Origin of the sequence: Pedobacter sp. MC2016-05, from assembly GCF_026239735.1 — a bacterium.
Taxonomy (GTDB): domain Bacteria; phylum Bacteroidota; class Bacteroidia; order Sphingobacteriales; family Sphingobacteriaceae; genus Pedobacter.
Genome location: NZ_JAPIVT010000001.1, coordinates 537,037 through 561,442, shown reverse-complemented (window position 1 = coordinate 561,442; position 24,406 = coordinate 537,037). Strand labels below are relative to the sequence as shown.

Here is a 24,406-nt window from a genome sequence, read left to right as displayed (position 1 = left end):
GTAATTCAATTCTTTAATAGATGATTTTTAAGCTTAAATCGAAGGTTTTGCTTCGCCCAAACCAGGTAAGAATCATTAAACTTAGTGTTATCAGTGCCAAATACTCCAGAAAATCGTGGATATTCAACCAATGTCCCATATCTGAAACCCTTTTTTATCGAGTCAAAGGTAGCATGCAGGAGTGCATGTTCAAAATAATAGCCTTCCGAATCATTTAATTTGTCATGATAGTCCAAGAGAAATAAAGACAAAAATTCTTTTTTACAAATCCAAAATTTGGATTCACAAATGGTTAAGGATCGAATGATATCCAGTTTTATTAACTCGCTATCCAGAAAGGTTGTTTCTGTCAAAAAAGAATTTATATTGAGTACCTTATATCTACCAGTTATCTTGAGAATATGTTCGCAACTGCTATATAAAGTAGAATGTGTAATAGCATATTTTAGGATTTGCATTTCTCCAAACCCCTTTCCAAGATTCTTATTAAAATTATTACCATCAAATGTCAATAGCTCAAGTCTGCCCTGGAGATTCAGTAAGTCAAATTCCTTTGATATATCGGTTCCTGAATTTTCCACAAACAAAATTGGTGTGTCGGTTTCATTCAGATAAAAATTAATAGCATCGATATATTGTTGTTTTCTCACTGCAGGATTTTGCAGCTTGGTAAAAGACATGCCATCGGGGTTTATGCAACCAGTCAAAAAAATTAATTTTCCCATTATTTCTATTTATTCCAGATTCCCTTAGCAGTATAAGAAATCAGTTTTCGATATTGAATAATTTCAATTATTCCACAAATGAAACATAAAATCGTGGTGGCCAGAATGACGCCAACTGCACCATAAAGCTTACCAAGAAATATTCCTAGCGGAATGTTAAGTACCCCTGCAGTCAGCACAATAATCAATTGTACATTAATCTTACCGACAGCATTTGCATAATAGCAATAAACAGTCCGATAAGTATTTAAAGAGGTGTATATTGCCAATACTAATGAGAGCATCCATGGTATATGCACCTTATCGCCGATCCAAAGGTTATAGACAATGGGAGATACAACAAGCATCACCATACTTAACAAAAACACAAAAAGGCAAATTTTCTGCATTTTTTTAATCATTTTTTTTATCCATACGGTGTCGCCCTTGATATTTGCCTGTGTAAACGCCGGCCAGAGTGGGGTCATTATTATACCGGATATCATGGTAATTACTGTAAAATACTTATAAGCGATATTATATGGCGTTACTCCCGTAGGACCCATTGTTTGGGCGATAATAATATTATCCGCATTGTAGAAAAAAATCAGTCCAAGTTGAATAATAAAAAACTTAAATCCAAGTCCAATGATGTCCTTCACATACTTGGCTTTTGCAAACCTAAAATTGGGGGCAAACTCCTTATAGGTGGTATTAAACAATACTAAGCTGAAAATTATATATATGAGAATAGGAGTCACCCCGATTGCCAGGCACAGGTATAATAGTCGTCCCTCAACGGTTCGGGTGAGAATATAGATTATCGTCAGGCCTAACAAACTACCCAAGAATCCGATTAACGAGGTCATCATTGTATTCTGATTGGCAAAACATACTATATTTATCAGTTGCACAACAAATTGTATCGAGAACAAAAGGAAAAAGACAAGAGCAACCACACTAAGCTCACTCACCATGGAACTTGGTGCGTTAAGTATTTTAGACCAGTCCAGAAAAAAATTTGCTATAAAAAAGGTAACCAGCAGGCATAAACTGATGATGCACATAAATGCATATGTTGTACTGACGTATGACTTGGCTAAAAACGTATCTCCTTTAGAAATTGCCTCGGATAGTTTGTTCCTTAATCCATTTCCCAAACCAATGTCGAAAAACCCGAACCATCCGATCAGTGAACTTAAAGTAAGCCAGATGCCATATTGTATTGGGCTAATATAATTTATCGTTAAAGGCACTAGAACCAAGCTGATGAGAATACTTCCACCCTTAAACAAAAATGATAAAGCAACATTTTTTTTAACAATAAGCGTCCGGGCATCACCCTGTCCAAAGAATGCCTTAATATAATTTGATGCTTTAGAATATATCATAAATATGGTTGAGAAGATTATTTTTATTGTCCGGTCGCTAGAAAATTTTTATTTCCGGGCCAGACCTTTCCGGGCGACAATTACTTGCCGCCATTAAGGTTAAGATCATCAAACACCTTTTTAAATATTAAAACCAATACCGCGAGCAAACCAAATACAAAACATCCAGCAACTATTGCTAGTAATTTTGATGATCTCGTAATTGGCAATGGGTAAAAGGGTTCGTCGATAACCTGTAACAATGGGGTTTCTTTCATTAGTGAAACCTTTGACATCTCTAGATTCTGAACCAATGCACTTAAGATAGCTTTATTCGCTTCAGCGGAGAACTGAGCCTTTTGAGCGGGCGCAATTCGCTGAACTTGCCTGGTAGGATTTAAGTTAGGTGTGGCATCGGCAACAGCTACCGCTGTATAGATATCTCCATTCATTACCGCGCGAACTGAATCAGTTTTACGCTGCATAATTTTCACATTTTGAAGGGATTTTTTAGTTTTGGTCTGCAGGTAGAAATTATTTACGTTTTTAACTATTTTCTCGTTAAATTCCTTCGCAAACATTTCATCCCTCGAACTAACGTCCACTCTCACGATGCTTAGTTTTTTATCCGGCTTACCTACAATGAGTGCATTTTTGGTAATATCAGAGACAATACTCGTTAGAACACTGTCACGTAATCGATTTGATTTTAATGCTGGCGTTCCCTCTATTACACTATCAATCTTAAAGCTGAGGCTCTTAAGATCCGGCCTTTCGACCCAATTCTTTCTAAGACCATTGAAATCAATATAGCGTTCAACCAGCAACTGTTTCTTACCCTTAACTTGAATTTCGGAAAGTAAGGTTTGCACCACCATTTTACGAGACTTATATAACTCATATATATTATCCCCCTGGAATATTCCACCTCCTCCCACGCCAAGATCAACGGACGCTATAGCCGCTAGACCAGCAAGACTGCCTAAACCGCTCCCACTCTTTTCATCTTCTAATACAAATGTAGTGGTCGCCGTATATACTGGCTTTTTAGTGCCAACGTACCAAAAACCAATAGCCCCTCCCAAAAGTGCAAAGGCAATAATAGTTATCCATTTTGATAACAAATAACGCCACCATTCCCGGATCCTAATCACAATTTCTCTAAAGGAAATCTCACTGTTCACTTTTCTATGATGTTGTTGACCTTCTTTTATCATTTCTGATCATTATTATCTTTAAGCATATAATATCCTTAAGTATCCAAGGATTTATGCCTTAACACGCTTATTGAATTCTTGGTTTACCTCATTTTAAACTTCTCGGCGGCGGCCAATAGAAAAAAATTAGGATGCGCCTTAATTTTTGAGTTACCTAAGCAAACTTACCAAGATTGCACCTAATGAAGCGACTGCCGTTCCAATTCCTATCCAAGTTTGTGCATTCATCTTTTCTCTATCGGCCCGTTTAGGCACTAGAATCTCAGCTCCAGGCTTGATTCTAGGATAGTTCGTAAAAAACAGAAAATTGCTTACAGCAGCGGCTGCTCCATTTGCATATTTTACGTAAACTCCAGATTTTCTAGCATTTGTAGTGAACCCTCCTGCTTCATTAATATACTGCTTCAAACCCTTTCCTGAGGAGTAAACAATACTATTGGGATTTAAAATTTCTCCGGTTACTTTAATGGTTTGCAAGGTTCTGGGAACTCTTATGACATCGCCATCTTCTACAATTAAATCATATCTGGACATCGTATCTTTTAAGATCCTAACCAAATTGATTCCTACCAGGTCGCTTTGAATCAATTTCTGTTCCACATCCGGCGCGATTGTATCCTTCACCCCTCTTTCCTGGGCTCTTTTTAAGTTTAAAAACTTTTTATTGTCTTCATCCTGATTATTAATCACATTCTTATCTGAAGGGTTTACTTTCTCTGCACCAGGCCTTTTTAGTGACGCACCATCTGCGTAGGCTGCTGGAGTGAGTCCCCCAGCTCTTTTAATCAATTCAGATATGCGTTCATCCTTTCTGATAATGGTATATATCCCCGGATACAATACTTCTCCCTCTAATTTTACTTGCTTTTGAACAGTATAGCCCTCAGAATTTCGAATACTAATAATGTCAAAAGGCTTCAGTTTGAAAGAATTCCCTTTAAATTTTAGATCCTTATCTACATTTACAATAAAAAGTTCTGCAGTACGAGCAGAGGTGGATTTAGCATCACTATCTCTAATTCTTCTGGATATCTCAATCCGGTTAGGTGAAGCACCAACCTTAAATCCCCCTGCAAGTTGAATCACAGATTCCAAACTCATATTATCCGCATATTCAAATGTACCTGGCGACCTGACTTCGCCTTGAATAGTCACGTTATACTCATCCCGTAAATCAAATAGGGAGGAGATTGTCACCTTATCTTCGCGTTGCAAAAAAATGTCTTTTTGAGAACCTGCAATGATTTTAGCCACATCAAAGGAAATCAATGATTGAGTATTATCCGGGTTTAATCGGTTAATGTAACCCCGATTCAAGAATGCATCCTCAGTCAACCCATCTGACTTATTGATTAAAGCACGTACTGTTAAACCACTTTCAAGTTCGTAAACACCTGGTCTAAAAACTGATCCAGTAATTTCAACTCGGTTTGCAAAACGATCCAAAATTGCTTCAACAACAAATTTATCTCCATTTTTTGGTTGATAGGTTCCAAATTCCGAAGCCGATATATCAGAAATCCTTCGATCTTTGTCCGTATTTTGGAAAGCCTTTATTTTAGCTGTGTAGGATTGTGTTGTGAAACCTCCAGCGAAATTAATGAGGTCTTGCAATGTTTCATATTTCGCCATCTCAAATAGTGCAGCGCGTTTGACTTCCCCGGTAATCTCTACTCTTTTTTCGTAAACAGGTACATTGATTACATCTTGGTCTTGCAAACGAATGTTATCTTGTTGGATCCCCTTCAAAAGGAAATCATAAACATCAATGGTTGCGATGACTCTATTGTTCCTGATTAATTGAATATTACGAAACGAGCCGTTCTGCGCCGGACCTCCCGAAGCATACAAGGCGTTGTATACTGTGGATAAAGAAGATAGCGTATAGGTGCCAGGCTTCACCAATTGCCCGGTCATTGTAATTTTAATGCTTCTGATGTTACCTAGATTTACCGCTACAGTTGTTCTCCCCGAACGCAATGATGGATATGTTGACGAGAGTGCTGAACGGATTTTGGAAGTGGCCTGCTCAACTGTCAAACCCGCTACTGGAATTCTGCCCACATATTGCAAGGATATAATGCCATCAGGGGTTACCGGCAAATTGTAGCTAGCTTCGTTGTCGCCATTTAGATCAATTAAGAGGCGATCGTCTGGACCAATAACATAACCCTTTGGAGTGGCTATTCTTAAATTTGGTTCAAAGGTGATACTTCCATTTCGAAATAACTCCGTTCCGAAAATTTTTGGACCTACTTCTTCATCAGTTTCCCTTTTTTCGTTATTAATCTCTCCACCATCTGTTGTTTCACTTAATTCTCTACCGTTAGCTACCGATTCACCTTCTTTTGCAACGGAAGAAGTCGCACCCTGCTTGCGAACCTTTTCTACTCTTAAGCGAAGTTTTTGAATTTCCTCAGGCTTCATTCCCTGAGCTGCAGCCAGTTGACCAAGCTGTGCCTCGGAGTACCCAACAGATTCTGCTTTTTTGATCATTTGAAGAATCTGAGCATCCGAAAGCTCATCAACTTTTACATCTGCGTAGTTTTGTGCATAGCCAGATATGTTAAAACTAAGCAATAGAAAAAGAGCAGATAGGAAAAATTTTATATTTTGTTTCATAGATATCCGAGATATTCGGTTGTTCGAAATTATGCCGATAGTTAGCATTGCGTTTAGCTAATAAGACTTAAAAATGATCCATTTTCTTGGTATAAAAAATAGAGAAACGTTTTTTTATCTCTGTGAACAGGATGCCACACTTTTGATAAAAACCCTTTCAAATAAGCGCCGGTCTGATCAGCAGAATTTGTAATTAGGGTAAGCTTCATAAATTCATTCATAGATTCTGAGCTTGCAAATATACATTAATTTATTATGTGAAGAAACTGCCGCATATATCATTTATAAAGTGTAATCGAGATTCACTTTGACAAATTCACGATAAGAATTACGGTGCGAAATGATAAACCGGATTTAACCAATTTATTAGATAAAAGGAAGCATCAACACTGTCCAAAATCTCAGCCGAGCTGCAAAAAGAACGTCGATCAAAGCCTTGCATCTACCAAATCCCTGGGAATAAATGACTTGGTGTCAAAAATGATAGCGCCAGAATTTTTAAAAAGTTTAAAATCTATTTCCAAAAATACCTGATGCGAAACAGCAAGAATGACCGCATTGTAAGATTTAAAGTCGTCTTTGCCGATCAGATCGATTGAATATTCTTTACTCACTGCTTCAGCATCAGCCCATGGATCGCAAACTTCAACATTTATACCAAAAGCTTGTAATTCTCGGTAAATATCAATAACCCTTGTATTTCTGGTATCTGGACAGTTTTCCTTAAAGGCAAAACCTAAAATAAGCACTCTTGCACCAATGACAATTTTGTCTTTTGCCACAATCATTTTTATAACCTTATTTGCGATAAAGTTACCCATATCATCATTTACACGTCTCCCGGAAAGAATAACCTCTGGCTTATAACCCAACGCTTCGGATTTGTGTGCAAGGTAGTAAGGATCGACCCCGATACAGTGGCCACCTACAAGGCCTGGCTTATAGTTCAAAAAATTCCATTTGGTTGACGCCGCAGCCAGCACATCCGAAGTATCTATTCCCATTCTGTCAAATATAAGTGCGAGCTCATTAACGAATGATATATTTACATCGCGCTGGGCATTTTCTATTGCCTTGGAAGCTTCCGCAACTTTTATGCTCGGTGCCAGATGTGTTCCAGCAGTTATGATTGATGAATATAATCTATTTATTTCACTGGCAATAGTTGATGTCGATCCAGAAGTGACTTTCTTAATCTTGGTGAGCGTATTTACTTTGTCTCCAGGATTGATCCTTTCAGGTGAATAACCGCAGAAAAAATCCTGATTGTACTTTAAACCAGAAACCCTTTCCAGAACTGGAACGCAGTCCTCCTCTGTGCATCCAGGATAGACCGTCGACTCATAGATCACCACATCCCCACGCTTCAACACCTTTCCAAGCATAGCACTAGCAGAAAGTAGTGGCTCCAGGTCCGGTTGCTTAAAATAATCGATAGGGGTAGGAACGGTCACAATATAAATTTCGGCATCTTTAATATCGTTCAATTCATGCCCCAGGGTTAGTCCAAAGGCTCCATCCGATTTCAAGACTAAACGAAGATCATCTATATTTGCTTCATTGGTATGATCAAGAAGATTTTTTAAGGCATCAACTCGAACTGGGTTGGTGTCATACCCAATGACTTTATATTTCTTGGCAAACTCGATGGCCAAGGGAAGGCCCACATAACCCAAACCAATTATAGCAAGATTTTTTTTTCTAGTCATGATTTTTTACTGATCGGGCATAAATATAAGCAGGTACCAATCATCTAACGATCAGGGAGACAGCCTTAAAATGAGATTTAGCCCGAATTAGACATCCATATTGTGCTAGATGGCTCCAATCTGGCATTGCTTTTATCGGATTTCAAAATCTCTTGTGGTTCCAATTTTAAGATGAAAACGAGATAAGTGAATGAATTTTTTTCCTGGGGATCTAAATATTATTGATTTGTTTAAGAAGATAACTCCCATATCCACTTTTCACCAGAGGGGTAGCTATGTCTCTCAATTGCTCTGCTGTGATAAATCCCATTCGATAAGCTATCTCTTCAATACATCCAATCTTTAGTCCCTGACGTTCCTCAATAATCTGAACAAATTGTCCTGCTTGCATAAGGGAGGTAAATGTTCCCGTATCCAGCCAGGCGGTGCCCCGACTAAGCACTCCAACTTTTAATCTGCCACGTTCTAAATAAACCCGATTGACATCAGTAATTTCGTACTCTCCACGTGGAGAGGGTTTGATATTTTTCGCAATCTCAACTACCTCATTGTCATAGAAATACAATCCCGGAACAGCATAATCGGATTTCGGTTCAGTAGGCTTTTCCTCGATAGAAATTGCTTTTTTATTCTTATCGAACTCGACTACTCCATAACGTTCTGGGTCTGAGACCTGATAGGCAAATACCACTCCTCCATCCGGGTCAGAGCTTGCCTGTAATAACTTCGCTATGCCGTCTCCATGGAAAATGTTATCCCCTAAGACCAAAGCTACTTTGTCCTTTCCGATGAATTCCTCGCCAATAACAAATGCTTGAGCAAGCCCGTTAGGCTCCGGCTGCACGGCATAACTGAACTTGCACCCAAGCGTGACGCCGTCACCCAATAATTTTTGGAAGTTTGGTAAGTCGTGAGGTGTTGAAATAATCAGGATTTCTTTTATCCCTGCTAACATCAGCGTTGACAGCGGATAATAAATCATCGGCTTATCATAAACAGGCATCATTTGTTTACTACATGCAAGTGTCAAAGGATGCAAGCGGGTACCACTACCCCCAGCTAATATTATGCCTTTCATAAGATTTTTATTGAGATTAATTAACGGTCACTTTTTATTTTAAATATACACTCTTCTAAGCTGTCCCTCCAATATGGAATATCTAAATTAAATGTTTTTTTGATTTTGGATTTATCCATCACTGAAAAGGCAGGCCTCATTGCCTTAGTTGGATATGCGGATCCTGGAATGGGATTGACTTTCACCCTTGTTTCGCTGATTTCGAAAATTGCCTTTGCGAAATCGTACCACGAGGTCACTCCCTCATTACTAAAGTGATAGACTCCATAAGCAGCAGATCTTGAATCTATAATATCAAAAATTGCATTGGCCAGGTCTATAGCATAAGTTGGCGTACCGACCTGATCGGCAATAACGCCCAATTCCTCTCTTTCCGAGCCTAATTTCAGCATCGTCTTGACGAAGTTGTTTGCATACTCTGAATATAACCAACTTGTACGAATGATGAAATGCTCATTTAATAAAGCAACCACCGCATTTTCACCATCCAGTTTGGTTTTCCCATAAACGTTGATCGGCAAAGCCTCGTCCGTTTCATTTAATAATCTAACAATATTACCTTCAAATACAAAGTCAGTAGAAACATGTATTAATATTGCATCATTCGATGCACACGCGAGCGCTAAATTAGCGGCACCTGTTTCATTGACAGCTTTTGCCAGCTCCACTTCATCTTCGGCTTTATCTACTGCAGTATAAGCAGCACAATTGATGACGAAGGCTGGTTTCTCTTTTTGCAATAATGCGCCAAGTCCAGCGGGATCTAAAATATTAGCTTCTGTTTCTGGTGGGAGAACAATATCTATGATACCTCTAGAAATGGCGACTGCCTTCAGACATTGGCCGAGTTGGCCACCAGCGCCAATGATTAATATTTTACCCATGGATTAATTCAACGAAAGGTTTCAATAATAGGTCTTTATCTGATACGGATACCTGATCAGTTGGAATTTGCCAATCAATACTCAAATCAGTATCGTTGTAAATCACACCCGTTTCGGAAGACTTGTTAAAATAGTTATCGCATTTATACAAAAACTCAGCTGTTTCACTCAATACGGAAAACCCATGCACAAAGCCTCTTGGAATATAAAGCTGTAATTTATTTTCTGCACTTAATCTTACCGCCACATGTTGCCCATAGGTTGGTGAGCCGGGGCGCGCATCAACGGCAACATCCAAAACCTCTCCTTTTGTCACTCTAACAAGCTTCGCCTGCGCAAAGGCACCCGTCTGAGCATGTAGTCCCCGGATGACTCCATAAGAAGAGTAAGATTGATTATCCTGAACGAATGCGCCAGAAAGCCCGGTCTTTTCTTCAAATATTTCCTTATTGAAACTTTCAAAAAAATAACCTCTGGCGTCCTCAAAAACTCTCGGTTTTATAATTAAGCAGTCTTTTATTCCTGTCTGTTGAATTTCCATTATTTATTTTCGTACTGCTTCTGGTAATAAGATTGATAATTCCCAGAGGTCACATTATTTAACCATTCTTCATTCTGGAGATACCAGTCCACTGTTTTGGCCAGGCCTTCCTCGAATTGTAAACTCGGCACCCAGTCCAACTGTTTTTGCAATTTACTTGAATCAATTGCGTAGCGCAAATCATGACCGGCCCGATCGGTCACATAAGTAATCAGCTTAGCCGACTCACCTGCTGCTCTACCAAGTTTTTGGTCCATAATTTCACATAAAAGATGAATCAGATCAATATTTTTCCATTCATTATGTCCACCAATATTGTAAGTATCACCCGTTTTCGACTGGTGGAAAATTACATCAATCGCACGTGCATGATCCTCAACCCATAACCAGTCCCTAACGTTTTCACCTTTCCCATAAACGGGAACAGGTTTATTATTCTTGATATTGTTAATGGCTAGAGGAATTAATTTTTCAGGAAAATGATGCGATCCATAATTGTTAGAACAGTTAGAGATCACGCAATCCATTCCATAGGTGTCATGGTAAGCCCTCACGAAATGATCAGAGCTTGCCTTTGATGCAGAGTAAGGGCTATGTGGGTCATATGAAGTGGTTTCGGTAAACATACCTTCCTCACCCAGTGCCCCGTAAACCTCATCTGTACTCACATGATAAAACCGCTTTTTATCATAACTCCCTTTCCAGTTCTCGCGCGCAGCGTTTAAAAGATTAACTGTCCCTATTACATTGGTCATCACAAATGCAGTAGGGTCCGCAATCGAACGATCCACATGACTCTCAGCCGCAAGGTGTATAACTGCATCAAAATCCTCCTGCTCAAACAACTCACTTATCGCTGGGGCATCCGTAATGTCCATTTTAACAAAACGGTAATTGTCCTTGTCTTGAATATCACCAAGATTCGCTAAATTGCCAGCGTAGGTCAATGCGTCTAAGTTTACAATTTCATAGTCTGGATAAGTGTTAACGAATCGGCGAACTACGTGAGAGCCAATAAAGCCTGCCCCACCGGTAATTAATATTTTTTTCACAATGTAATTGGATTTCTTGCGCTAAAATAGGATTGTTATTGTAAATAACCAAGCTTAACCATAAAAGACACAAACAGCAGAACCATAAAAGCAGCCGATTTTTTGGCCTCGAATTTCGGTCGCCGCTACGGTTTTAATTAAGACTATAATGATAATGCCTGATAAATTAAAGGGAGGTTACGGCGTTCTCAAGTTCCTGATACCACTCTGCACCATATTTACGGATAAGTGGGCCTTTGAGAAAACTATATACAGGAACTTTCAGTTCCCTTCCAAAGGTACAAGCATCGTGACAAATATGCCAACGATCATAATTCAATACTTCAAATTCAGGATATTTTGTAATCCGGATCGGATACAGGTGACAGGATATAGGCTTTTGCCATTCCACTAGTCCCTGTTCATAGGCTTTTTCAATTGCACATTTTGTGATGCCGCCTTCAAATAAAACATAAGCACATTCCTTATTTTTATCCACGCATGGTGTGGTGAGATCTCCGTCCTCATCCACTACATAGACGCCTTGTTCTTCAATTGCTTTTATACCTTTTTCATTTAACAAATGCTTAATTTTGGGATAAATCTCCGAAAGAACAGCTGTCTCCTCGTGATCTAAGGGAGCACCCGAATCTCCCTCCACACAACAAATCCCTTTACATTTGCTTAGGTTACACACAAAGTTTTCCTTTAAAATATCTTCGTGCACCAGCACTTGTTCCACTTCTATCATCATTATTCTTTTGCTAACGCATATTTTAGCCCTGCGGCTGATTTCAATTCCATCGTGACAGCTCCAACCAATATCTCCACCTGCGCTTTCACAGGCACCCGGTTTCCATCATCAGTCACCCATAGATACAAACGGCTGTCCTTTTTAAAGATGCGACCGGGTTTGATCGAAGGGCTGAATTTTAAACACCGAATATTCCCTAACTTGGTTTTTATGGTCTCTTTTCCCACATACTCAATCTCCAATGCGGATACTTCGTCCTGGAGAAAATAATTGAGTTTGAAGCTATCACCCGTTTTAAGCTTTGTGATGTCAAGGCTTCTTGCAAAATAATAGGCAGATACCAGATCAAATGTCTGAGTGGTTGGGGTAGTAAACGTCCCCCTATTGGAAACAACCTTTCTGGCCTCCTGATTAAACCTGGCTTTGTCCTGCCTTTTGTAACTCGCTTCCCTGATGTTTTCTTGATAAAAATACGGTAGCAAATCCTTTTTATCTATGTAGGAATCATAGTGATCCCTTATCTTATAAAAGACATCAAAAGTACCTGAAGTCTGCGCATCAACCGTAAGCTTATAAGTAGGCTTATTGTCAAATACTAAATCTGAATTGGTTACCTTTATGGTCGCCTCGGCGGCGGTTATAAAACCGTAGCGCAATCTATACTGCAAGATTTCGCCGTTTTGAAAAACAGGGTCCTTTTTCAACGGCAGCTCCTGTCCCTGGAGCATTAAGCTACCAAGTACCATCGTCAGCATTAGCATTATCTTTTTCATTTGCTTGTGTGTTTCATATGTGTGTAGTCTGCAGCGATTAAAACGTTTGTAAACTATACGAAATATATGCAAAAAGCAAACCAAACTTTAATCTTTCCTTTTGTATACAGGAACTGTTGAACATGGCTCTCCGAACATGATACTCTTCACCACAGGGGTAAGCAAATTCGTTATTTCTACATAGGCAGAAACCGGAACATCAATATCTCCGCAACCTTTAACCACTACACGTTCATTCGCATACTCTTGTGGGTTAATTTTGGCCAGTGCTTTAGTAAACAATACCGCATCCAGCGTTTCCAAACCACCAAAAACCACCTCATTGGCATAAGGCTGAAGCTTGTTGGCTAAAAGCATATATGCCCAAGTAGGTACTATGGCATCTGCCGAACAGATGATCCCTACATTCTTATCTTGATATTGGGACCAATCATGTTCCTTAATAAATGCCCTGAAATCCTTCTCCCTTAGCATCAATCCATGAAAAAGATTATCCTTGATATCATAAATCACTCTTTCTCCTTTATGATAAAAATCTTCCAGATTTAAAGTAATTAAACCGCTACCAGCTACTTTGTTGACGATATTTTCTTGAATTTCCATAGCTTTTAAATAAAAAAACCATCCCCACTTATAGCGGGGACGGTTGCAAATTTACGGAATTTCTAATTAATAGAATTTCACACGATTGTCTTTTATAGTAGCTTGATCAATTAAAGCCTGGAAAGCAGCCTGGCCAGAACGTTGTCCTAAGCTTAAAAGCATACTTTCCTTTTGTTTAAACATGTTTGCAATCGGCGCTGGATTAGTAAATCCATCCACAACGAAAACATAAACACCACGCTCGCCAGCTACTGGAGTAGAAACTTTACCTGGCTGAGCACCAAATACACTACCCACCAATTTATTTTCTTGAGCAACACCTGGAATAACAGGATTTGCGAAAACAATATTTTGAACTGGATTAACCGGGGCACCAACTTTAGATGCAATTTGATCTAAACTTGCTTTACCAGCAGCATTCAATTTATCTTTAAGCATTTTAGCTTTAACTTCATTTAAAACTAGAGGCTGGATTTCTTTTTTAACTGCCTCTAATGGAAGAATACCTTTAGGGTTAACAGCGGTTAAACGAGCCACCACATATTCATTGGTCATGGTGTAAATTTCAGGCAAAACATCACCTTTATCTGCAGCATAAGCATCTTGAATTAATTTACGTGGATTATCTAAACCAGCGGCGAAACCCTGAGTTGCACTGATTTTATCGGCAACTGCTACTTTCAGACCTTTCTCTTGTGCATATTTAGCAAAATCTTTGCCTTTGACATCGTTTAAAAAATTGCTTGCTGCTTTGTAAGCCGCTTGCTGGGTTTTGCTACTTGCGCCTAAAGTTTTCTCAATATAAGCCAACTTGGCCACTTTCGAATTACCCATCTGTCTTTCAATGCTCATGATGTGGTAACCGAACTGTGATTTAACCACTTTCAGATCGCCAGCCTTACCATCGAATGCAGCATTCTCAAACTCCGCCACCATTTGTCCACGGGTAAAAGCAGGTAAAGAACCCCCTTGATCTTTCGAACCATCAACACTATAGGTCTTGGCTAACTCGGCGAAGTTGCCGCCTTTGGCAATTAAGCCTTTTAAGGAATCAGCTAATTTAATCGCTTTGTCTTCACCACCAACTTTTGCCGGATCAATTAAAATGTGTTTTACTTTAACCGAATCTGGAGAGAAACGGGTATCAATCACTTTTACTAATTTATAAGAATTTCCAGTTAATGCCGGGCCGTAATAACTTCCAGCTGGCAAAGCAAATACCGCTGAATCTAAAGCTGCATCACCCAGTTTACCTTTCGATAGATAACTGTAAGGCACCTTAACATCAGAGTTGATTGCGGCGAAAAGTGAATCATTTTTCGATGTCCTGAAATCAGCTGCAATTTTTTCAACCTGTGCTTTTACTGCTGCAGAATCTGCTGCAGTTGGGCGGATGCTGAAAGACACATAATCAAATGAACGAGATTCCTGTGGATTATTAAAACGAGCTTTGTTCTCATCGTAATAAGCAGAGTAATCCGCGTCAGTCAATTTCACCGAAGCATCAGCAATGGTGCTGTAATCCAAACCCACATATTTAAAGTTAGCCAGTTTGTTGCGGTTGGTATATTCATCTGTAGCTTCCAATGATGTTACATAAACAGAATTACGGATTAAGTTAGAATATTTAGCCTGTAAAGACTGTTCTTTAATTTGCTGCTGCAACATGTTTGATTGCTGCAAAGCCTGTGCATCTTTTGATTTTAAGAAATTCATCAAAGTAGCACGATCGATTTGACCTGTTTGAGGATTTGAAAAATATTGTTTTATGATTGGGCTAGGATTTTGGCCTTGCAATAAGTCAAACAACTCATCTTCAGAAACCGTTAAACCCAAACGCTCATATTCTTTGTTCAATAATACGCCCGCCAGTTCAGCATTCCAGGCCTGATCAACAGCCATAGCCGTCATTTGAGGATTTAAACTTCCGCCGAATTGTTGTTTGTATTGATTTAAACTCTGATCTACCTTTGGTTGAAAATCATCAATACTGATATCATTCCCATCAACCGTACCCACTACTTTTTGATTTGCCGACCAAAAAGGCTTACCCACGTTAATTGCATCGCCTACTAAAAATGCAACAATTGCAAAACCGATAGCGAAGACTAAGATATAGCCAGCACGGTTACGCAAAAATGTCATTAATCCCATATTGTACTTTATAAATTTATTTAGTTTTTTTTAAGAGGGCGCAAGATACAAATTTGCCTTAAAAAAGGAAACACAAAATTTTATTTATCAAGTGTTTAATTTTTAAGCAAATAGAACCGTTAAAATTGTAGAATGAGTGAGGGATTTAATGACAGAACTAACGAAAGTCAGGATGGGGCAATGCAGATTAATCCATTGACAAACGATCATTCTCTCGTTGAAAATTCAATCATGATTTAGGGCGCTATGCCTTCTTTCATATTTAAATCGCCACTTCCAGTTTCCATTGAATAGGTACTGAAATCTTGAGGAGCTTCAAAGTTGATACCATTGCCTTCGCTACCGTCGGCGCCCTTCACATAAACGCGTTGTGTAGAATAGAAAATTTTCTTGATTTCGTCCCAAATCAACTCTTGGGAAGAAAAGGTATCGCCCTTGCTATTTTTAACGACTACGTTTTTTCTGAACTCCGTCTTTTTATCCTGATCCTTGCGAATGGCGTAATCACAAATCAGGTTTCCATCAATGGTTCCGTTTGGATTGAAAAAGTCGATATTTACCCCTTTGGGCATTTCCTGATAAATTGCACCTTCAGATGGGGTAACCTTGTCCATGATTGGCGCATTTCCTTTGGCTTTTACCCGGGCTGAGTCGCTGTACACCACTTCAACCCCAAGAGTTCTATCTCTGGAAAACGTAATTTTGTTGATGGCAACGGGATTTGCTTTTTTCAGGTCGTCATCTCCACAGGAAGCCAAAAAAAATGGCAACCCCAGCATAAAACCAAAGAAAAAAGTTTGCGGTTTCATTAATCAACTCTGTATCTACGGAACCAGGTATCGTTAAGTGTAAATCCTAAATGAAAGTTAATGAATTTTTCTTTTACAAGGTTATTGCTTACCGTTCCCCGCTGACCAACTTCTGTTGTGAAGTTAATTTTGTAGAACGCCGAACCTGCGTTTGCACTCGGCAATGGAAACCCAAATCCTAACGAAGCGCCCATTTGTTTAATATCCTGATTGTTAATTTGAATGTAGGTTTTATCGTAATTTACGCCTAAACGATAATCAATACGTTTCATATAACTATTATATGAGGTTGCATCTGGCGTCCACTGGCCACCCAGTGATGCACCCCAGCTATCCTGTAAGCCAGAATTTACATTGTTGATACTGGTTGCAGCCCATTTGCTCATTCTAAAGTCGGCACCAATTAACCATTTATCACTTTGTTTAATGGAAATACCGAAATTGTGCGTTAATGGTAAAGTCAAGTTTGATTTCCCGTTATCTACCGAATTTAAAGTATCAAGTGCAGTACTTTCATTACCAGCAGCATCTCTGGTGTATTGGGTAGCAAAAAATGTTTGGTTAGAATTTAATTTACCAGAGTTACTTCCTGAGTAGCCCAAGGTTACTGATGTTCTTTTGCCAACATTAAAATCATATTGAATACCATATGAAACATTTAAGCCACCTACGCTATTTTTATTTTGGAGTTTTGCATTAATTGCTCCTGCAAGCGCATATTCAGTTGCTCTGGTTGTTTGAAGATTACCAAAAATGTACTCCGCATTGGCTCCAATTCTTAAGTGATCTCCAATACGATACCCATAACCGATATAGGCTTTTGACAAACCGCCCTCACCCTCATAAAGTTGATCTACGCTTGTGGTATCAATTTTCACGGTATTTCTGTATGAATAACCTAAATCAGAATAAGGAAGAATTCCAAAACTCAATGCTGATCTTCTACTTACCGGAATGGCGAATGCCAGGTGGCTGAAAGTAGCATTGAAACTGGTTTCACTTAGGTTGTTACGGGTTAAGCTGGTTAAGCCGGCACTCATTCCTACATCGATAGTAGTTAAAGTAATGGCCGAATACGATGCAGGATTTTGCATGTTAATGTTATTAAATCCTGTAATGGAATTTACTGCAGTAGAAATACCACCCATTGCCCTTAACTGTGGCAACAATGAACCCTTGATATTTCCAAGTCCATATCTTGAATACGGAGATGAAGTGGTAACCTGCGCTTGAGCACTTAAACCACAAACTAGAACGAGTATGGCTGCAATATAATTGATTCTTTTGTACATTTTAATCTGCAATAGCTTCATTTAATCCTTTTAATACGATATAGGGATCTTGTATAATTTGAGGCGCAAAGATGCTGTTTTGTAATTGCTTATACAAAAAATTAGCATCACCACCTGTTATAATCACCTTTAAAGCACTTTCTTTTATGTTGTTTAAGGCAATAAAGCCTTCAATTTCATTTATAATTCCTTGCAAAACACCATTTTTTATGGCCGATTGCGTATCCTTACCTGCCGGTATGGATTCGGCTGCACTCCATTCAATCAGAGGTAACCTGCCCGTATACTCATGTACAGCTTTAAAACGCATGGTTATCCCGGGGCTTATACTTCCGCCAAAATATTCTTTTTTGCTGGTGAGCAGATCATAAGTGATACAGGTTCCGGCATCAACCACCAGGCAAGCATTTTTGGCAAATAAACTATTTGCGCCTAAAATTCCTGCCCATCTATCTAAGCCAAGGGTTATCGGCGTTTCATATTTATTAGTAACGCCCTTAGTTAATGATGCAGAAAACCGAACGTAAAGAGTGTGCTTTTTTAGATATTCCTCCAGCGCTCCAATCTCCTGATTTACACTGCTGATGATTGACTTCTTAGGCGAAAACTTGTCGATTAGTTGACCAAGATCTAAAATACCCAGCTTCGCTAACCGTTGATGATGAACGATTTCTTTTCCTGCAAAAACAGCCACCTTCGCCGATGAATTACCTATATCAATGCTTAAACTATGCATGTATGTATTTTAACACGAAAATTTTGTTTGATACAATACTTATCTTAATCAAGGGAATACAATCCAAAAAGCATTAATCGCAAAATCCTGCCACAAAGCTATCAATCTTTGTTAAGTTTTGATCTAGTATTTTGTTAAAAAAGGTTAAACAAAAAGAAAGTATTGTATGGATAGGACAAATAAAACAAAGAGCGTTTCGTAAAACCAACGCTTTTTCGCATTGCTAAAATAGTAAGCCAGCAATACTGATCCAGGAGGTACGCAGAGCAGAAAATGCCAGATCCGGAAGTTTGGTTTTAAATAGAAACTGGCACCTGCCACAATGAACATAAAAAAGAGCAATTGAAATCCTTTACGTGTACTGATAAAACTTCTGAAAAAGTTTTCACGCAGTTGCAGAGATGCCAGAACGATAATGATAGCGACCGGAATAAGCACCAGATAATCGTTATAGTTCACCTGAAAAACAGAAGGAAACTTATTGCCCAAAGGTTTCCAAATCTGGTAAAAAGAGGATAGGTTATCCCGCCAGTAATAAAATACAGCAAGGAAGAAAAACACGGTGATAAATCCAACAAGGCCGGCAATCCACTCCCGCCAATCAAAAGATCTAAAAAGCAAAAGCGCTAAAAAAATCATCAGTAACATGGCCATGAAGGGAAAATAGATCAATGTTCCAACGCCAATAATCATTCCGATATCGAAAACGGTGGTGATAGAGTTTGCGCTCTTGCCCAATTTTAAAAACTTATCAATTACCCAGATCAATAAAAAATTACTGATCAACGCAGGACTTAAAATCATGAATGGCATGAATAAGCTCATGCCGGTGATGTACATTAATGCCGGCAAAAAACTTGGTTTAGCCAACAAATTGTGGTTATTGATAACACTGTTGAAGATCAAGGCCTGCGAGAAAACGATTGCCGCAGCAAAAAAAATGTTAGCAGAAGCGGAAAATGCATTATCTACATCAATGTTGATCAACAATCTGGCAAAAGGCTCCAAAAAATCGAAATTCAGCTGACTTGGCGTCTCATAAAAAATGGCAATACGCATAAAAAATGTGTAAGCCAATAGAAACAAGAGGTTAATAGGATTTAACTGTCGAAACTGATTAATCATGCCTTTTTAAAGAGTAGGCAAAGTAAAGATAAAAAGCTGAAAGGACAAAGAGCAAGCGTGAAAGAGCAGGGAACAATGAATAAGGAACAAGAAGCAAAGTTTAGTCCGACTGGGACTTAGACACTACCAACTCCAGGCTAAAAACTACACCCTTGCATATTTTTTCACCATATCATCAATAATTTTTTCCGTTTCATCAGGGAAATTGAATTCATGCTTCTGTGGATTATTGACCCAATCTTTAACAATGGGCAACCAATTTCTTGTACTTCCCCAGATTACAGGCAATCCAAATTGTTTGAGCGCATAGGCATTGCATTGTTGCTCAAACTGAAAACGCATGGGGGCTACCAGTAATTTTTTCTTTAAATAAAGCGCCTCCGCTGGTCCCTCGAAACCTCCACCGGTAAATAAACCTTCGCAAGTAGCCAGACTCTTATTAAACTTTTCATTGTTTACGGGCTGTACAGAAACGTTTTCATGAGTGTAAGCTTCCTTGCTGTGTTTAGAGAAAACTTCCCATTTCACCTGGGGAATTTGTGACAATAACTTAACCAACCTTTTATCATCAACCGCTGGCAAGTAGACGGTATAATGGCCAAGGTTCTCGCTTCTCATTGCCCTAATTTCAGCCCTGATTACCGGGGTGTGAATAAAGGTATCGTATCGATCGAAGTGAAATCCAATGTGATACTTAGTTGGCGCATAACGACTCAAGATTAACTTTCCCCAATCAAGCGTTCTTGGCCGCGGTACTTTCTTCGATTTAAAGGCCGCCTGGTGACTAAGCGAAACACAGTCAATTCCTTGCAACTTACAAGCCCAGGCACTTACCGGCTCGAAGTCGTTCACAATCAGATCATACTCTTTCAACGGCAATTGTTTCATGTCTTTCCTAAAACGAAAAAGATTCATGCTTAACCAGGTAGCAAAATGATCTACACCACCTTTTTTTCCAAAAATGAAACTGAAGCCATGTAATTGATATTTCACCGGCTGACTGAGCTTAACATCTGCCTGTGTACCGCTCACTAAAATATCGAGTTCGCCATATTTTTGAAGCAATGGAATAATTTCCCTCGCCCTGCTAATGTGACCGTTTCCTGTTCCCTGAATTGCGTAAAGTATTTTCATTTATGCCCGAATATCTAAAATTATTGAGCAATTTCATATTTAATATGTTGTAAAAGTATGTTTACATCAAGTTTACTTTTTAAATCTTCTGCATCTGATAAGATCCCCTCATCCAATTCTTCTTTGATAAAATCTAGATGATTGTATTTAAAAATGCTCCAGTTTTGATCTTGATACTCCAACGCAGTTAAACTTTCTACCCAGTCGCCACTGTTCAGATACGTTACCCCGCCATCTTCAGTTGTGATATTTCTTTTTTCTGCCTGATGGATATGTCCACATACCACATAATTGTATCCTTTCTCGATGGCTAATTCGGCAGCAGTTTGTTCAAAGCTATTAATGAACTTCACAGCATCTTTAAACTTGGCTTTAATCTTCTTAGAGAAACTCATTTTCTCACGGCCAAAAGCGGTGAGGATCCAATTTACGAAGCTGTTGATCAAAATCAGTGTATCATATCCAACAGCCCCCATCTTCGCCAACCATTTGGAATGTTGCATCGTTACATCGAAAACATCTCCATGGAAAAACCAGGCTTTCTTACCATCAATCTCTAAAATTAATTTATTCTGAAGGTGAAAGCTTCCCACATCCATCCCATCAAACTTCCTTAGCATTTCATCGTGATTTCCGGTTAAATAATACACCTGAACACCTTCAGATACAAATTTCATCAGTTTTCGGATCACCTTCATATGCGATTCGGGCCAATAGCTTTTACTAAACTGCCAGATATCGATGATGTCGCCGTTTAGGATGAGGGTTTTAGGTTTAATGCTCTTCAAATATTTGAGAAGCTCTTTAGCATGACAGCCGTAGGTGCCCAAATGTACATCGGAAATGACGACTACATCAATGGTTCTTTTATCCATAACGGGAAAATTTAGGGGAGAAGAATTTATTACCGCCTGAATTAAGCAGTTTAAAAATATTGAAGACTATTTTACCACTCTTCTTCCTCATCAAGTTTAACCTCAAAAGGACTAAAGAAATAAAGTACAATAATTAACAAGCAAACGGCGAAGAATGACTCTAGCATATCATCTGATTTTACATTACAAATGTAAGATACTGTTTATCAAGCAAATGTTACCAGACTGTTAAATTTTTCTTCGAAATGATAAAGGATGCAAAAAGTGCAGTCAAGATTGCATAAATAGTATTGCTAAAAAATAAAAGAGGCGATACCTTGGGGGGATAAGTCTTCAAAAAACATAAAAGTCACCTAATGAACAAAGCCTTGCGCTTATATTCATCAGATGACTTTCTGTCTTTTGAGCGCCTGCTTTAAACAGGCTTTAATTCAGTTAATCGAATTATAAATAATCCGTTAGCCTTTAACTGCCTTCTTTTTGTTCTTATTTTCTGAGTAAAACCCGAAGCCCAAACCAGCAAGCAATAAAATTGATCCTGCCAATGAAATATTTTCTCCTAGATAGTAAGAAGTTGGGTGAAAGATAAATTCCAGTTTATGATTTCCAGCTTCAAGTTGGGCAGCTCTCAGAATGTAATCCGCCCTGAAATAAGGCTTTTGAACCTCATCGATATACATTTTCCAGCCTTTGTTGTAGTAAATCTCAGAGAAAACGGCAATCACATCTTTCGCTGAAGAGTATTCATAAGTTAAGTGATCAGGTGTATAATTAGTCAATTTAATAAAACCTTCTACACCTGTACCCAAACGTTTGGTATCGATTAACGATTTATACTGTTCATCAACAATCGCCTCTTTTTTTGCATCGAAGCTGCTGATGGCTTTCATCTCTTCATCGGCATTTTTAGCATATTGAACACTCTGTACAAACCATGCATTACCCGCAGCCGTAGCATTACGCTGCATCTTATACGATCCGTTTTGCGGATCCTGGGTGATGATGTATTTAGTATTCAACATATCCAAAACATCTTGATTGATGCTTTTCGTTAACTGATGATCAACCAGTTCCTGAAACCGTTTTAACCTGGCGGAGTGGAAACCTCCAACAGTTTTATGGAAAAACGAGGTTTCAGCACTTTTAAATGGATCGCCCAGCGATAAATCAAAAACCCTGAAATTTGGGTCCTTATCAGCAGAAATAAAGTTGTCTACATCACGTGGTTGATAATGATTCTCGAGATCTGATTTAGCCACAAAGTTTTGATTGTTTAAATAGCGGCGATCAACCTGCCATAAATCAACCAGGATAACTACTGCCAACAAGCCAAACGCCAGTTGCATGTTCATCTTTTTAGTGATAAATGCCCAGGTTAAGCCAAAGCCAATAGCGATGAAAAGCAAAGTACGTAAAGCATCAGCGCGGGCCAGGCTCACGCGGTCTTCTTTTACCGCTGCCAATATTTGAGCAGTAAGTGAACTATTATTTTGTGTGATCTGATTTAACCAGGTTGTTAATTGTGCTTGGGTTGAGCTGGTGAAGCTGAAAAATACAGTCGGGGCTATTGCAACCAAAAGTGCAAAACCACCGGTAATGCCTGCAGACCAGGTAAGGCGCTGAACCAGATATTTTTGGTCATACTTTCCATCTTGTGCTTCTTTAATTGCCAGTATGGCCAACAGCGGAACCAATAATCCTACAACAGCCAAGATAGACTCTACTGCTCTGAATTTGTTATAGCCAGGCAGGTAATCAAAGAAAAGATCAGAAATTAATGGAAGATTTTGCCCAAACGAAAGGAATAACAACAAAAAACTGGTTCCCAATATCCACCATTTCCAACGGTGTTTTACAATAAACAAGCCAAATACAAAAAGGAAGCAAATAATCGCTCCAAAATAATAGGGACCAGAAGTACCCGGTTTATCACCCCAATAATTTGAACCTGCATTTTGAGCTATTGCATTTAATGCTTTCTCGGTATCCTGACCATATATTGGACCTAAAACATTTGATACCGTTCCATCTTGCAAGATCTTTATAAATTTACCCTCAGGATTTAATTGTCCTCCGCTGGCGCCGCCATATAGATTAGGGATTAAAAAGGTGAAACTCTCGCCCACACCCTGGCTCCATTGGTAAGCATATTCTTTGTCTAAACCGTTTGCTGGCTCCGATTTATCGGTCGTTAAATTTGATTTTCCACGAATGGTTTCTTTACCATATTCATAAGTCGTCCAAAGCGTACCTGCGTTAACCATAACTGCTAAGATAATTCCCGCAGCTGCCCAGCCAATTGATTTACCAAAAGTGGGCAATTGTTTGGCTTTATAGGCGTGATATAATTCAATGCAAGCCAGAATAAACAAGGCTATAAAAAGATAATACGTCATTTGGATATGGTTGGAACGGATTTCCAATGCCATGAATAGCGCCAATAAACTCGCCCCAACTAAATATCTTCCCCTTAAAACCAGGATGATTGAGGCTAAGATTGGCGCAAAGAAACCGATGGCCAAAGCTTTATTACTGTGCCCGGCTGCAATTATGATAAAGTTATAGGAAGTAAATGCGAATGCAATCGCTCCTGCGGCAGCAAGCCAGGGATTAATTTTGAGAACGCAGAAGAGTAAATAAGCGCCCAACAAATATAAAATCACTGTACCCACAGGATCAGGAAATACACCTTTAATTACATCGATGCCGTAAGTAGTGATATTTAACGGGTATTGAACCCATATTTGATAAGCCGGCATCCCTCCAAACATCTGGTTAGTCCAAAGCGGACCTTTTCCAGTTGCAGCCTTCACATCCATAATTTCTTTCTGCATGGCTTTTGCCTGCAAAACATCGCCTTGTTGTGGCGCTTTTCCCTGCAAAACAGGACTGAAGTAGGCAAAGGTAATGACTACAAAAAATGCTATAATGGCGAGGTGGATGCCATTTTTATTAAACCAGTTATTCATTAAGGTTTGTTTAAGTTTAAACGAAC

At 38.9% G+C, this 24,406-nt stretch carries 20 protein-coding genes; all 20 read right to left on the bottom strand.

The annotated features are described in order from the left end of the window. Nucleotides 1-5: 5 nt before the first annotated feature. Nucleotides 6-725 carry a hypothetical protein gene (locus OQZ33_RS02440; protein WP_265797446.1) on the bottom strand — a complete coding sequence of 240 codons (720 nt, stop codon included), beginning with the start codon at nucleotides 723-725 and terminating at the stop codon, nucleotides 6-8. Between the two features lie 5 nt (nucleotides 726-730). Further along, nucleotides 731-2,095, bottom strand: a complete 1,365-nt coding sequence (locus OQZ33_RS02435; RefSeq protein ID WP_265797445.1) for a lipopolysaccharide biosynthesis protein — start codon at nucleotides 2,093-2,095, stop codon at nucleotides 731-733. 80 nt (nucleotides 2,096-2,175) lie between these two features. After that, a complete protein-coding gene (locus OQZ33_RS02430; RefSeq protein WP_265797444.1) occupies nucleotides 2,176-3,291 on the bottom strand; it encodes a Wzz/FepE/Etk N-terminal domain-containing protein in 1,116 nt (371 codons plus the stop codon). 150 nt (nucleotides 3,292-3,441) lie between these two features. Then, entirely contained in the window at nucleotides 3,442-5,913 is a 2,472-nt protein-coding gene (locus OQZ33_RS02425; protein ID WP_265797443.1) for an SLBB domain-containing protein, read from the bottom strand. Nucleotides 5,914-6,341: 428 nt separating this feature from the next. Further along, nucleotides 6,342-7,622: a nucleotide sugar dehydrogenase gene (locus OQZ33_RS02420; protein WP_265797442.1), complete on the bottom strand. Its 1,281-nt coding sequence runs from the start codon at nucleotides 7,620-7,622 to the stop codon at nucleotides 6,342-6,344. A gap of 211 nt (nucleotides 7,623-7,833) precedes the next feature. Continuing rightward, a complete protein-coding gene (gene rfbA / locus OQZ33_RS02415) occupies nucleotides 7,834-8,700 on the bottom strand; it encodes a glucose-1-phosphate thymidylyltransferase RfbA (protein ID WP_265797441.1) in 867 nt (288 codons plus the stop codon). A 20-nt stretch (nucleotides 8,701-8,720) separates the two neighbouring features. Then, nucleotides 8,721-9,584 carry a dTDP-4-dehydrorhamnose reductase gene (gene rfbD / locus OQZ33_RS02410; RefSeq protein WP_265797440.1) on the bottom strand — a complete coding sequence of 288 codons (864 nt, stop codon included), beginning with the start codon at nucleotides 9,582-9,584 and terminating at the stop codon, nucleotides 8,721-8,723. Then, nucleotides 9,577-10,125: a dTDP-4-dehydrorhamnose 3,5-epimerase gene (rfbC, locus tag OQZ33_RS02405; RefSeq protein ID WP_265797439.1), complete on the bottom strand. Its 549-nt coding sequence runs from the start codon at nucleotides 10,123-10,125 to the stop codon at nucleotides 9,577-9,579. The genes rfbD and rfbC overlap by 8 nt, the downstream gene beginning before the upstream one ends. After that, nucleotides 10,125-11,177 carry a dTDP-glucose 4,6-dehydratase gene (gene rfbB, locus OQZ33_RS02400; RefSeq protein WP_265797438.1) on the bottom strand — a complete coding sequence of 351 codons (1,053 nt, stop codon included), beginning with the start codon at nucleotides 11,175-11,177 and terminating at the stop codon, nucleotides 10,125-10,127. The genes rfbC and rfbB overlap by 1 nt, the downstream gene beginning before the upstream one ends. Nucleotides 11,178-11,343: 166 nt before the next feature. After that, nucleotides 11,344-11,907 carry a DUF3109 family protein gene (locus OQZ33_RS02395; protein ID WP_265797566.1) on the bottom strand — a complete coding sequence of 188 codons (564 nt, stop codon included), beginning with the start codon at nucleotides 11,905-11,907 and terminating at the stop codon, nucleotides 11,344-11,346. A gap of 2 nt (nucleotides 11,908-11,909) precedes the next feature. Continuing rightward, a complete protein-coding gene (locus tag OQZ33_RS02390; RefSeq protein WP_265797437.1) occupies nucleotides 11,910-12,683 on the bottom strand; it encodes a DUF3108 domain-containing protein in 774 nt (257 codons plus the stop codon). Between the two features lie 87 nt (nucleotides 12,684-12,770). Then, entirely contained in the window at nucleotides 12,771-13,286 is a 516-nt protein-coding gene (locus OQZ33_RS02385; protein WP_265797436.1) for a DUF2480 family protein, read from the bottom strand. A 66-nt stretch (nucleotides 13,287-13,352) separates the two neighbouring features. Next, the gene (locus OQZ33_RS02380; protein ID WP_322975000.1) at nucleotides 13,353-15,431 is read right to left on the bottom strand and encodes a peptidylprolyl isomerase; all 2,079 of its coding nucleotides are present in this window, start codon (nucleotides 15,429-15,431) and stop codon (nucleotides 13,353-13,355) included. A 245-nt stretch (nucleotides 15,432-15,676) separates the two neighbouring features. Further along, nucleotides 15,677-16,249, bottom strand: a complete 573-nt coding sequence (locus tag OQZ33_RS02375; RefSeq protein WP_265797434.1) for a hypothetical protein — start codon at nucleotides 16,247-16,249, stop codon at nucleotides 15,677-15,679. Beyond that, nucleotides 16,249-17,541, bottom strand: a complete 1,293-nt coding sequence (locus OQZ33_RS02370) for a hypothetical protein (RefSeq protein WP_265797433.1) — start codon at nucleotides 17,539-17,541, stop codon at nucleotides 16,249-16,251. The genes OQZ33_RS02375 and OQZ33_RS02370 overlap by 1 nt, the downstream gene beginning before the upstream one ends. A 1-nt stretch (nucleotide 17,542) precedes the next feature. Continuing rightward, complete coding sequence (locus OQZ33_RS02365) at nucleotides 17,543-18,277, bottom strand: type III pantothenate kinase (protein ID WP_265797432.1); 735 nt, start codon at nucleotides 18,275-18,277, stop codon at nucleotides 17,543-17,545. A gap of 144 nt (nucleotides 18,278-18,421) precedes the next feature. Then, nucleotides 18,422-19,402, bottom strand: a complete 981-nt coding sequence (locus OQZ33_RS02360; RefSeq protein WP_265797431.1) for a DUF6427 family protein — start codon at nucleotides 19,400-19,402, stop codon at nucleotides 18,422-18,424. Between the two features lie 144 nt (nucleotides 19,403-19,546). Beyond that, on the bottom strand, nucleotides 19,547-20,536 hold the full coding sequence (locus tag OQZ33_RS02355) for a glycosyltransferase family protein (RefSeq protein WP_265797430.1): 990 nt from the start codon (nucleotides 20,534-20,536) through the stop codon (nucleotides 19,547-19,549). A gap of 20 nt (nucleotides 20,537-20,556) precedes the next feature. After that, a complete protein-coding gene (locus tag OQZ33_RS02350; protein ID WP_265797429.1) occupies nucleotides 20,557-21,411 on the bottom strand; it encodes a UDP-2,3-diacylglucosamine diphosphatase in 855 nt (284 codons plus the stop codon). A gap of 458 nt (nucleotides 21,412-21,869) precedes the next feature. Next, nucleotides 21,870-24,380: a YfhO family protein gene (locus OQZ33_RS02345; RefSeq protein ID WP_265797428.1), complete on the bottom strand. Its 2,511-nt coding sequence runs from the start codon at nucleotides 24,378-24,380 to the stop codon at nucleotides 21,870-21,872. Nucleotides 24,381-24,406: the final 26 nt, after the last annotated feature.